Here is a 12,050-nt window from a genome sequence, read left to right as displayed (position 1 = left end):
TTGTCGTTTAATATATTGATAGACAGGTCTTTGTATTATCCTGGTGTTAAGCATTCAATGAACGTTGATGCGGATTGTTAGTGGGGAAAGGGAGCTACAAAGGCCGGGTGCTGGGGAAGTCTTTCTACACCCAAGGAGATGAGTATAAATAGTACTATAATCATATTTCAATGAAAGGAAAAATTACTCAAAGTGATCAAAATAAAATGTTAGTTTTTGGTAGATTGCCAATTCAAATATTTCAGTAATATTGTCTTATTTTACTAAACGGTTACAAAAGGAAAATAATTGGCCTGATTTGTGCAAGTAAACAACCAAAATTGTACTGTTTACTCTACGTGTATGTACTCTCGAGATTCAACAATTACGTTACGGTTACGGCGGAGCGTGGCTTTTCCGCGCCTTGCCGAGATGTTGAAAGAAGCACGGCAATCAGAATTTAAGACATTAATGCAGGCAATTGATTGCGCGAATAATCGCTATGTAAAGGGAAGTGATCACTGGATTTTGCGCGGAGATAACGGAGTTTATTGGGTTGTTCGGCCACGTGTGGCCGAATATCTGGTAAATGCCGGGTATGAGTTAGCTTTCGGAAGATAAGAGATTACGCAAAGCAGAAGGGATGAAACTGGAAAAAGAGCGAAACTTTTTCTACTTTCATCCCTTCTGCTTTATACGGATACCGAAATGAAACCAAGCAAGGGATTGTGGGTAAGCTTAGTGAGTAGTTGGCTCCTGACGGGATGTATGGCATCCAACTGTCCGATCAAAAGTTGCCACGTAAAACTGGAACACCAGCATGGCGGACGCGTGTATCGAGGAACGGTTTTTGGCACGATGCACAGCCCGACCTGGTGGCTCTCCAACCGCAAAGGGGCCGGAGCGTCCTCCTCCATGGCCAGCGACCGCAAAGGGCTGAAAAAAGACAAAGGCAACGGAAAACAGAAGAAAGTCAAAAAGCAATTCCGCTGGGAGAGGGTATAACGAGTTAAGAGTTAGCGTGGGTCAGCCAACTCTTAACTCTTCATTCTTAACTAATAAACCCGTACCGTGTGACTACCGCGGGCAACGCTGATTTTACCCGGCATTTTTTCCAGCGACGGTTTGTCGCCTTTGGTCACTTTCCAGAACTCAATACCGCCTGAACGGTCGCCGTAATCGAGGTATTCGGAAACCGCAACCGCAATGGCATTGCCACTCTTGTCGAACTCGACGCTCTGGGGCAGGATGCCCTCGAACGGATATTCATTCGCCAGAGTCAGTTTGCCTTCTTTGTCGAGCGCAAACACCGACAGGGAGCTTTTGCCTGCCCCCGCATTGCTGAACGGCTGGTATGACTGCCCGGAGTTGGCGACAATCACCATGGAGCCATCGGGGCTGACGGTCAGGGCTTCGGCACCTTCGCCCGAAGCGGTTTGCGAAACGACCTTGTGCTCGCCCGGCGTGTCTTCGGTGCTGAACTGGACCACGAACAATTCGCCTTTCCCGGCGCCCTGCGCGTTGGCTCCCTTCTTAATGTCGGATACAATAAAGAATTTTCCGTCTGGCGAGAATTTGCCGGTGGCCGGTAAACCGCCTACTTTGATCGGCTTGCCGTGGGGGATGATGTTTGGTTTTTTGGCGGCATCGAGTGAATACTTCATCACGCCGACTTCCTGCGTGTCTTCAATCACGTAGGCAATAAAATCACCAGCGGGGCTCCAGACCAGATCCGTGATGCGCGCACCCGGAACCGGGGAGGGGGCCGTAATCACCCGCTTGGGCGTACCGGTATTATCGATTTCAACCAACCGCATTTCTTTCCCGGCATCCCCCGAAGCCACAGCAAGGGTGTTGCCTTGCGGATTGATGGTAATGGCCGTCGGCAGGTTGCCAACGCTAACCACTTTGGCGGTCGGTTTGGCCGGTGCCAGGTCGACAATAAACATCCGGGCTGCGACTGGCAACTCTTTCACACCGCCTTTCAGCGTGGATACGCTGTCGCCCAGTTGGCCGCGGCCTTCCAGTACAAACGCAAAGCGTCCGTTGGGCGTTACGACAGCGGCTTTGTCATACAGCGCCGAGGAGTTGGAAATGGGGGCGGTGGTAATGTTCTGACCAGTGCGGTCGAGTGGGAATTTTACAACCGTCAGCGCGTCGCGACTGGTTTTACTCTTGTACAAATTACCGTCAACCAGGGCGGAAGCAGCCATGTCGGCATCAGACAAAACGACAATTCCTTTGGCGGTAAACTGAATGGGTTCCTGCTGGGCGAAGACACCCGTTGTCAACAAGGAAGCAAGGGCAACCAAACTCTGTTTTTTCATGCTGCGAATAGAAGGGTTATAGCTTTGGATATTACGCAAATATAGCCGAAAGCCGCTATTTTAAAACTTGGTCCGAAATTAAAAACGAAGCGTTTGGGGATGTTGTGACCAATCCCGGCCCATCACAAAAACAAGATCTTTCAGGAGCTTCTGGTAGTCGGAGGGTTTGGTCAGGAAGTATGACGCGCCCAGCAGACGGGTTTCCTCCATGTCTTCCGGCGCGGAGGAGGTGGTATAAATAATCACCGGAATGGCTTTCAGTTTGGGATCTTTCTTCAGCTCGGCCAGGCAACGTTTGCCGTCCATGCGGGGCATGTTTAAATCCAGAAAAATGAAATCAGGCAGTTTTTTAAGTCCTTTCCGCAGTTTCATCAGGGCGTCTTCGCCGTTTTCGGCCGTGAAGCAAACGGATGTTGCATCAACTTCCCGTACTGCTTCCCGAAAAAAATCACAATCGTCGGGATCGTCGTCTACGAGTAGAAAGGTCACAGTAGGGTTCATGGTTATCGGTGATAGTGGCAAGCAAGGTAAACAACTTCGCGGGTAGATGTACGACAAAGGCAAACTAAAAACAAATCCACCCGGTTTTGTAAACCTTTTGCGTACCTTTAGCTACCCCAAAAAAACAATGTCCTCCGACAAAAAGACCGAAGTCCCGCCCGTTGCTACCCCGCAGGACTTTCCGGTGGTCGGCATTGGTGCGTCAGCGGGCGGGCTGGATGCGTTCCGGCGACTGCTCAAGGCCATTCCGGACGATTCGGGTATGGCGTTCGTGCTGGTGCAGCATCTGGACCCGTTGCATGAAAGCATTTTGCCCGAAATTCTTTCCCGGACCACGGCCATTCCGGTTTCGGAAATTACGGACGATATTCACCTGACGCCCAATCATATTTACGTTATACCCGCCAATAAAATCCTGACGGCCTTCGATGGGGTGCTGAAGCTGACGCCCCGGGATAAAATAAAAACCAATCTGGCCATCGACGTTTTTTTTACCTCCCTGGCTGCCGTACACAAGGAACTGGCAGTGGGCATTGTGTTGTCCGGTAAAGGCGACGATGGCACGCTGGGTTTGAAAGCCATTAAAGAGAACGGCGGGGTCTCGTTTGCGCAGGATCAGGAAACGGCGGCTTACGGCGATATGCCGCAAAATGCCGTGAATGCGGGTGTGGTGGATTTCGTGTTGACGCCCGAAGAAATGCCGGAAAAACTCCGGGAATTTGCGCGTGCATACCAGGAGAGTGACATCGGCAATACGCAGGAGGAGATTCCCAAAGAAGACGAAACCGCCTATAAAGCCTTGATCGTTCTGCTTCAGGAGCGGAGTGGCGTTGATTTTACGTATTACAAACAGAACACGATTCGCCGGCGGATTGCCCGCCGAATGGCGATTGGCAAGGTGGGCAAGCTGACCGACTACCTGAACATCCTGGTGGGTGATAAAGCCGAGCAACAGGCGTTGTTTCAGGACCTTCTCATTCCGGTGACGTCTTTTTTCCGCGATCCGAACACGTTTGAAACCCTGCGGGAAACGGTTTTTCCGGCTTTGTTTAAAAACAAAGCGGCCGAAGAACCTGTCCGAATCTGGATTGCCGGCTGCTCCACCGGCGAAGAAGCGTTTTCGATGGCCATTTGCCTGCACGAGTTTCTGGGTGATCAGTCGCCCGACCGGCAGATTCAGATTTTTGCGTCTGATATCTCCGAAATAGCCATCAAAAAAGCGCGGGCGGGAATTTACACCAAAGCTGAAGTGCATACGCTTTCGGATGAGCAGCTCAGTACGTATTTTACGAAAACCAGCGGCAACTACCAGGTAATAAAAACCATCCGGGATCTGTGCGTTTTTGCGGTGCAGAATTTTTTGAAAGACCCGCCGTTTTCCAAAATCGATTTAATCAGTTGCCGTAATGTGCTGATTTACATGGACAGCTTTTTGCAGAAAAAAGCCTTGTCGACCTTTCATTACGCCCTCCGGAAAAACGGTTTTCTGCTGCTCGGCAAATCCGAAACGACCAGCGTGGTGTCCGATTTGTTCGCGTCTTTTATTCGAACCGAAAAGATATATACCCGCAAGTCGGTTCCCGGCCGTTTTCTGCCCGTGGCCGCCGGTCGCCGGGAGGAGGCCCTCGTCAAAAAAGATAAAAAAACGACCAAACCCGATACCCAGCAAACCGACTTCCGCAAAACGGCGGAGGCTATTCTACTGGCCAAATACACCCCGGCCAGTGTGATCGTGAATGAACTGATGGATGTGGTGCACATCCACGGGGCCATTGCGCCGTTTCTGGAACCACCACCCGGCAAACCGACCTTCAATCTGTTCAAAATGGCACGCGAGGGCCTGGGCTTCGAACTGCGAAACGCCTTGCACAAAGCCAAAACCAGCCCGGGCGCGGTGATCAAAACCGGCATTCCGGTTCGGATCCACGGGGTGCAGCACCTGGTGACCATCGAGATTGTGTTGCTCACCAACAACGTTGAACCCCATTTTCTGATTCTGTTTACTAAAGCGGAAACCGAAACCGCACCGGTTCTGAATGGCGATAACCTGACAGCGGTGATCACGAACGAAGCCCAGTTACGGATTCAGCAGTTGGAAAACGAGCTGGCACAAACCCGCGAAGACATGCGCAGCATTATCGAAGACCAGGAAGCGGCCAACGAAGAACTGCAAAGCACGAGCGAAGAACTGGAGAGCAGCAGTGAAGAAATGCAGAGCCTGAATGAAGAACTGGAAACGTCGAAGGAAGAACTGCAGTCAAGCAACGAAGAACTGGTGATCCTGAATCAGGAACTGCTCGACAAACAGGAGCAACTCAACGTTGCCCGCCTGTATTCCGAAGCCATCGTTACCTCCATCCGCGAACCGCTGGTAATACTTGATAAAGCCTTGCGCATTAAAACCGCCAATCTGGCATTCTACAAAAAATTTAATTTTACGGAGCTCGAAACGGAAGACAAACTGTTTTATGAATTGCAAAACCGCCAGTGGGATGATCCGGTGTTGCAGGCACAGCTTGAAAAAATCATCCCGCAACGGGCCAAACTGGAAGATTTCGAAATCACCCTGCCCTTCCCGGTTCTCGGTGAGCGGACCATGCTGCTGAATGCCCGCCAGGTGGCTAACGAAAATGCCGTGGAACCCCTGATTCTGCTTGCTATTGAAGACATTACCGAACGAAAAGTGGCGGAACAAAAACTGAAGACGTTTTCGGAAGCCCTGGAAATCAAGGTCAAGGAACGAACGGCCGATTTGCAGCTAACGAATGAAAAATTGCAGCAGTTTGCCCATGCCGCCAGCCACGATTTGCAGGAACCGCTGCGCAAGATCGTTACGTTCTCGAACCGGTTGCAGGAAAAACACGAAGATGAGTTTTCCCTGGAAGCCAAAACCTACCTGAGCAAAATTGCCGGGGCCTCGGTGCGGATGAGCAAACTCATCCAGGATTTGCTCAATTACTCCCACCTCCTCAACCACGGAAAACTGTTTGCGCCGACGGATCTGGGGGTAACGCTGGAAAATGTGCTGAGTGATTTTGAACTGCTGATCGAACAGAAACAGGCTGTCATCACCAGCGAATTGCTCCCCAGCATTGAAGCGATTCCGTTGCAGATGAACCAGCTTTTTTACAACCTGATCAGCAATGCCCTCAAATTTTCCCGGGAGGGTACCCCTCCGGTTCTGGCGATTTCGTCGCACTTTCTGGCCCGGGAGGCCGTCAGCCAATACCCGGCTTTGAACCCGTCGACGACCTACTGTGAATTGATTTTTAAAGACAATGGCATTGGTTTCGAGCAGAAATACGGGCAGCAGGTTTTCGTTCTTTTTCAGCGGCTCAACCAACCCGGTCACTACCACGGAACCGGGATCGGTCTATCGCTCAGCAAGAAAATCGTGGAGATTCACCACGGTGAAATTTTTGTTGAAGCAACCGAAACCGATGGAGCCGCCTTTCATATTATTCTGCCCGTCAGGCAGTTTAATCCGGTCCGGATTCCCTGAGCGGTTTTCTCAACCGGGCAGCAGCAGCCGAAATCCGATGCCGTGGAGATTTTCGATGCGAATGGCAGCATCGGCCCCGAGCCGTTTCCGCAAACGGGAGATGAACACATCGAGACTGCGACCCATAAAGTAGTCGTTGTCTCCCCAGATGGCTTTCAGAATCTCGTCCCGCCGGATCAGCGTGTTCGGTCGGGCCATCAGGTAATGCAACACTTCGGCTTCGCGGTGGGTCAGTGTTTGTAAGTGGCCGTCTATTTCCAGTGTCAGATTCTGAACATTAAACTGATACGACCCGATTGCCTGAACCGATCCAATACGTGTAGAAACCGGGGGCTTACTCCGGCGCAGGAACACGTTGATTTTCAGAATCAGTTCTTCTATGCTGAACGGTTTGGTCAGGTAGTCGTCGGCACCCAGCCGAAGCCCCTGTAGCCGGTCGTCTTTGTCGGTCCGCGCACTCAGAAACAGCAGGGGAATTTTATCGTCGATCTGCCGGATCTGCCGGGCCAGCGTAAAACCGTCGGTTTGGGGCAACATCACGTCCAGAATGCACAGGTCGAACGGGTGCTGTTCGAAACAACGCCAGGCATCCAGGCCGGTGGTGCAGTGTACCACCTGAAATTGCGCCAGTTCCAGGTTGTCTTTGGTGACAAAACCCAGGTTTACGTCATCTTCGACGTACAGTAAAAGCGGTTTCATCGTACAGCCGGGAGTTTAGGAGCCAGGGCGGTTTGTTTCGTCGTTCGGGCTTTTACCGTAAAGATACTCCCGGAACCGGGTATACTTTGCAGGGAAATGTGCCAGCGGTGGGCTTTGATGACCTTGCAAACGTAATACAGCCCCAATCCGAATCCTTTCACGTTGTGAACATTCCCGGTCGGGACGCGGTAAAACTGGTTGAAAATGAACGGCTGGTGTTCCGGGGCAATGCCAATGCCATTGTCCTGTACCGACCACACCAGCCGGTCTCTTTCAGTATGGGTCTCCAGGATGACGTGGGGAGTAGCAGTATTGTATTTCAAGGCATTGTCGATCAGGTTGTTGATGACGTTCCCGAGGTGATACCGGTCGCCTTGAATCATCGCGTTTTCGGCCCAAAGCTCCAGACTGACGTGCGGACGAAACACCTCGGCGGCTTCCGTCAGCAGTTGATGGAGGTTAATTTCCGTGGCTGTAATGCTAAACTGCATTTGTTCCGAGCGGGCGAGTTGCAGAACGCTGCTCACCTGTTTCTGAAGCCGCAGACTTTCTTCCTGTACCACCCGCACGTACTGGCGATGGCGTTCGGGCTGGTCGAGGATGGCGTCGGATTGCAGCACGTCGGCGGCAATGCGGAGGGTGGCCACCGGTGTTTGCAGTTCGTGGGTGATGTTGTTGATAAAATCCCGCTGCACCTCCGTCAGTTTTCGCTGCCGCAACACCACCACGAGCGTATAGCCGAAAAACAAAACAACCAGCAAAACCGCAGCTGACGAAGCAATCCAGCCGTCGAGGTGACCGGCGATGAAGCTGGACTGGCTCGGAAAGTGAATGCCGAAGTAGTACGGACTGCGCGAAAACTTGGGCAGGTTCCGGCTGGCCTGAACCGTGTTCGGATTGGCGTTCAGGCTGACAAACGCGCCGTAGATCATCCGGTCGCTTTCGCAGTTGTAAATGCCGTATTCGAAGTCCGTGATCAGGTTGTGGTTGTGCAGCGAGGTCTGGATGTAGTGTTCGAGAATGCCCGGATCAACCGGCGAGTCGGTGTTGACGATGAAGTAATCGGGCGAAAGCTGCGTGACTGCCGTGCAGCTTTGCGTGATTCCGTTCAATTGGCCCACCTGGTCGGCCACGTCCTGCAAAGCAATGAAAGCGGTTTGCCGAAACTGGCGTTCCCGCAGGGCATAGGCTTTGCGCACCCAGACGATCTGTACGGTAATGATGCCGATGATCGAAATAACCGACAGAATAATCAGGATGCGGAAAACGCGTCTGGACATGATCGCTCGTGGTTTCCTGGGAAAAGGATGAATCGAAAGCCAAAAGTCGGCTACCGGCGGCTAAAAATCAACTCATTAACATCTCGTTAACAACTGTTCGCTACCCGTTAACAGCCTGCTGTTTTTCAGGAAGGTACTTTTGTGCCGTTGGATTGACCAACGCTTCACCATTAAACACAAACCTCATGAAACGCATCCTGATGATCGCGTCCTGCCTGTGGCTGGTTGCCGCCAGTGTTCTGATTGCCCACTCGCTGTCGGCGGTTTTTAAGTGGGACGAAACGACCCACGATTTCGGCAAAATTCAGCAAAGCAAACCGGTGGTGGCCGAATTTGCCTTTACCAACAACGGCGGTGTTCCGCTGGTGATCAGCAACGCCCGTGGTTCCTGCGGCTGCACGGGCGTCGAGTATCCGAAAGAAGCCATTTTGCCCGGAAAAGCCGGCAAGATCAAAGCGACGTTCAATGCCGCTGCGGTCGGAACGTTCAACAAAACCGTCACCGTGGAATCCAACGCTGAGGGCGGAACGAAAGTATTGTCGATTCGGGGTGAAGTGGTTGCCCAATAAGCAGTAGTAGTCTGATCAGCGAAATACCGACAACAACCAGCCCACGGTTTTAACCGTGGGCTGGAATTCCTGATTTGTTGTTAATATTTCATATTTCCCAGCTCTTTTTCCACCGCCGACCGGCCCTGTTTCATCCAGGCGGGTTCGGGGGCGTCTTTCAGGTAGTGATCGAAAAACTGGTACATCCGGATGCTGAGGTCTTTGGCGTTGTGTCGCTGGGTGAGGTTGTGGTCTTCGCCGTTGTAAACGAGCAGCCAGGCTGGTTTGCTCAGTCGCCGGAGTGCCGAATAAAACTCGATGCTCTGGTACCAGGGCACCGCGCCGTCCTGATCATTCGCCATCAGCAACAAGGGCGTCTGGATGCGGTTGGCGTAGAAGAGGGGCGAGCTTTCGAGGTAGTTCATCGGTTTGTCCCAGAGCGTTCCGCCGATGCGGCTTTGCGTTTTTTCATACTGAAACATCCGGCTCATGCCCGTTCCCCAGCGGATGCCGCCGTAGGCGCTGGTCATGTTGACCACCGGCGCACCCGCCATCGCAGCTTTGAACAAATTCGTCCGCGTCACCAGAAAAGCGGTTTGATAACCGCCCCAGCTCTGGCCCTGCAACCCAATGCGGTCACGATCCACGAAACCTTTTTCGATCAGGCTCAACACGCCCGGCACGATGCAATCGTAGGCATTCTGGCCCGGCATGCCGGTGGTATACAGAATGTCAGGAACAAAAACCAGGTACCCGTTCGACACACAATACGCCATGTTGATGGTTGAGCGACTGGGTGCCGGGGCTTTGTAGTCGTTCAGGGTTTCGGCGTTGCGTTCGTAATAATACACCAGCATCGGGTATTTCTTCTTCGGATCGAAGTCGTCCGGTTTATAAAGCAGCCCTTCCAGCCGGACGCCATTGTTGCCCACCCAATTCACCAACTCGACCTTGCCCCAACGGACGCTGTCCTGTTGCGGATTAATGCGGGTCAGTGGCTGCGGTTCGGCAAAGGTGGTGTCGGTCAAATACAGGTTGTTCGACTCCCGGAAATTGCCTTTCAAAAACGTCAGCGCCGGGCCGTTTTTAGCTTTTGATAAACCGGAAAACCGGTAATCGCCTTTTGCCAGCACCAGTGGTTCAGCCGCCGGCTTTTCCATCGGTTTCCGCAAAATTCCGGTGGCTTTGTTGCTTTCCCAGAAACCCGTCAGCCAGAGGTCGCCCGTCAGCGGAACGAATTTTTCGTCCGGATTGAGGTTGGCGCGACGCAGCCGGATGCGGTTTTTACGACCGTAACCCGCCGTCAGGTTCACCGGTTTTTCCTGCCCCGTCGGATCGATGCGCCAGAGGTCGAAGCGGTCATAGATCAGCACATAGCGGTCGTCGCGGCTCCAGCCAGCGGCTCCGTAACTGCCGGGCAAATCGGGTGTGTCGTGTTCTTCGTCGAAAAACCGGGCCGGAATCCCGCGCGTCAGGTCGATCCGTTTTCCCTCCGCAATCGACCACGCCCGCCAGAGCGAATCCCGTTCGTCGTACCACCAGGCGTATTTGCCGCCCGGCGACAACTGGGCGTACGACACCCGCGCTTCGCTGGCGATCTGTTTTTTCTGTCCGGTTTTGGCATCGATCAAATACAGGTCCGTCTGGCCGGGGTCCCACATGCTGCTGATCTGGTAGGGTAAATTGCTCAGTCCCAGCCAATACGGCTGATCGGTTTTGGGGTCGATCTGGACATTCGGCATATCCCGGTTTCCCAGTTGCGTAATGCTGCCGGTGGTCAAATCGCAAACCGCCAGAAAACCGCGTTCTTTCTCCTGCTTCAACTGCTTGAGTTGCATGGGCTGAATGGTGGGGTCGTTCCAGCTCCAGACGTCCACTTTCACGCGCTCCTCATCCAGCACCGTCGAATCCTTGATGGGTTTGGGGGGAAGAATCGAGGTGGCGAAATACAGCCGTTTCCCATCTTCCGAAAACGAGGGCGTCCGGTATTCGTTTACATTCCAGCCTTTGGGATAGGCTTTGGTGAGTGTATCGGCCAGCACCACCGGGTTCATCGCCGTTCGTTCGGAAAAGGAGGAAACGGCGGTTTTCTTTTTCCGGGATGAAGGGGCCGGGGCAGAGGCCAGGCGTTTGTAATACAGCGCATACGCCCGGACATCGGCTTCGGCGCTGTCGGCGGTGGCCATCCACGCCAGTTGCGAGCCGGTTTTATCGACCGCCAGCCCTTTGTAAAGCCGGTGTTTCGAGCTGGTATCGATCAGCATCTCGTTCTGCTTTTTGGTATCGAACGCAAACACCCCGGCTTTTTTCAGCGTATCATTGACAGCATCTTTGGTATAAAAAATGGTGTTTCCATTATCCGAGACCGTCACGTAAGTCACGTAGCGGAACGACTGCGTGGCGCCGGTTTCCAGGTTCAGCAGAATCAAATCGTCGCCTTTCGGTTTTTTCGTCGAAGCGGATGCCCGACCCCGGCTGGCCGATTTGGTAGTGGTTGAATCCTTTTTCGCTCCTTTCACCTCCTGGTGTTCCTGCAAAACCGCCACCCACGAACCGCTTTCTTTGGGCAAGGTGAATGACTTGACATTGGCAAACCCGATGCGGCTGCCGGTTTCAAGGTTGAACACCAGCAAACTGTCTTTCGGAAGTTGGTCGGCTTTGACTTTTTTCTTTTTGGCCTCCCGCGTGAGTTTGAAAGACGCTTTTAACCGCATCACCAGAAACCGGCTGTCGGGCGTGAATTGCGCCAGGTAGCCCCGCGCAAACGTGTATTTTTTTGAGCTCAGCGGGTTGAACACAGTCGTTGGGCGGTCTGTGGGGGCGTTTGGACCGGATTTGGCCTCCACGGTCTCGGCACTTTTTTCGGAAGCCTGAGCGGGGGCTTTACCTCCAATTTTGATCAATTCCAGCACCCCGTCGCCCTCCTGGGGATCAATCTGATAACTCAGCCATTGCCCATTGTTCGCGTGCTTTTCGGAGCGAACGGTTTGCCAGCGGTCGTAGTCGGCGTGGGTGAGCGGCCGTTTGGGCGATTGTGCGAGCAGGAATGTTTGAAAAGGAAGGATAAAACAAACGAAAAGAAAAGGGCAGCGACGCATGGTTCGAGTGGGTTAACAACGTACTAAATTAAGCAAAAACCGGTCAAAACTTAATTCCACGCAGTCCAAAAAGCCCAAATGGCTGCCATCATTAGTCCCGGATGCAATCCGGGGAA

At 52.8% G+C, this 12,050-nt stretch carries 8 protein-coding genes; 3 read left to right on the top strand and 5 right to left on the bottom strand.

Annotation, left to right across the window (positions count from 1 at the left end; all coding sequences use genetic code 11):
- Window positions 1-747 precede the first annotated feature (747 nt).
- Window positions 748-984, top strand: a complete 237-nt coding sequence (locus F0P93_RS22270) for a hypothetical protein (RefSeq protein ID WP_150879949.1) — start codon at window positions 748-750, stop codon at window positions 982-984.
- Window positions 985-1,034: 50 nt separating this feature from the next.
- On the opposite strand, the gene F0P93_RS22265 is transcribed toward F0P93_RS22270, so the two are convergent.
- On the bottom strand, window positions 1,035-2,306 hold the full coding sequence (locus F0P93_RS22265; protein ID WP_150879948.1) for a beta-propeller fold lactonase family protein: 1,272 nt from the start codon (window positions 2,304-2,306) through the stop codon (window positions 1,035-1,037).
- Window positions 2,307-2,384: 78 nt separating this feature from the next.
- Complete coding sequence (locus F0P93_RS22260; RefSeq protein WP_150879947.1) at window positions 2,385-2,807, bottom strand: response regulator; 423 nt, start codon at window positions 2,805-2,807, stop codon at window positions 2,385-2,387.
- A gap of 127 nt (window positions 2,808-2,934) precedes the next feature.
- On the opposite strand from F0P93_RS22260, the gene F0P93_RS22255 reads away from it, so the two are divergent.
- A complete protein-coding gene (locus F0P93_RS22255) occupies window positions 2,935-6,309 on the top strand; it encodes a chemotaxis protein CheB (RefSeq protein WP_191908889.1) in 3,375 nt (1,124 codons plus the stop codon).
- Between the two features lie 9 nt (window positions 6,310-6,318).
- On the opposite strand, the gene F0P93_RS22250 is transcribed toward F0P93_RS22255, so the two are convergent.
- Both F0P93_RS22250 and F0P93_RS22245 read right to left on the bottom strand, forming a co-directional pair.
- A complete protein-coding gene (locus F0P93_RS22250; RefSeq protein WP_150879945.1) occupies window positions 6,319-7,008 on the bottom strand; it encodes a response regulator transcription factor in 690 nt (229 codons plus the stop codon).
- Window positions 7,005-8,288 (bottom strand): sensor histidine kinase, encoded by a 1,284-nt coding sequence (locus F0P93_RS22245; protein WP_150879944.1) that lies wholly within the window; start codon window positions 8,286-8,288, stop codon window positions 7,005-7,007. Before F0P93_RS22245 ends, F0P93_RS22250 begins: the two co-directional genes overlap by 4 nt.
- Before the next feature lie 185 nt (window positions 8,289-8,473).
- Between F0P93_RS22245 and F0P93_RS22240 the strand changes: the two genes are divergently transcribed.
- Complete coding sequence (locus tag F0P93_RS22240; RefSeq protein WP_150879943.1) at window positions 8,474-8,857, top strand: DUF1573 domain-containing protein; 384 nt, start codon at window positions 8,474-8,476, stop codon at window positions 8,855-8,857.
- An 80-nt stretch (window positions 8,858-8,937) separates the two neighbouring features.
- On the opposite strand, the gene F0P93_RS22235 is transcribed toward F0P93_RS22240, so the two are convergent.
- A complete protein-coding gene (locus F0P93_RS22235; RefSeq protein ID WP_150879942.1) occupies window positions 8,938-11,934 on the bottom strand; it encodes a S9 family peptidase in 2,997 nt (998 codons plus the stop codon).
- Window positions 11,935-12,050 lie beyond the last annotated feature (116 nt).

The sequence above is a fragment of the Larkinella humicola genome (genome assembly GCF_008727875.1).
Classification (GTDB): domain Bacteria; phylum Bacteroidota; class Bacteroidia; order Cytophagales; family Spirosomataceae; genus Larkinella; species Larkinella humicola.
This window is presented reverse-complemented; position numbering and strand designations above follow the sequence as displayed.

Bases quoted from the DNA above. Each gene is read 5' to 3' on its own strand.
- F0P93_RS22270 (WP_150879949.1), top strand. From the start codon at position 748: ATGGCATCCAACTGTCCGATCAAAAGTTGCCACGTAAAACTGGAACAC.
- F0P93_RS22265 (WP_150879948.1), bottom strand. From the start codon at position 2,306: ATGAAAAAACAGAGTTTGGTTGCCCTTGCTTCCTTGTTGACAACGGGT.
- F0P93_RS22260 (WP_150879947.1), bottom strand. From the start codon at position 2,807: ATGAACCCTACTGTGACCTTTCTACTCGTAGACGACGATCCCGACGAT.
- F0P93_RS22255 (WP_191908889.1), top strand. From the start codon at position 2,935: ATGTCCTCCGACAAAAAGACCGAAGTCCCGCCCGTTGCTACCCCGCAG.
- F0P93_RS22250 (WP_150879945.1), bottom strand. From the start codon at position 7,008: ATGAAACCGCTTTTACTGTACGTCGAAGATGACGTAAACCTGGGTTTT.
- F0P93_RS22245 (WP_150879944.1), bottom strand. From the start codon at position 8,288: ATGTCCAGACGCGTTTTCCGCATCCTGATTATTCTGTCGGTTATTTCG.
- F0P93_RS22240 (WP_150879943.1), top strand. From the start codon at position 8,474: ATGAAACGCATCCTGATGATCGCGTCCTGCCTGTGGCTGGTTGCCGCC.
- F0P93_RS22235 (WP_150879942.1), bottom strand. From the start codon at position 11,934: ATGCGTCGCTGCCCTTTTCTTTTCGTTTGTTTTATCCTTCCTTTTCAA.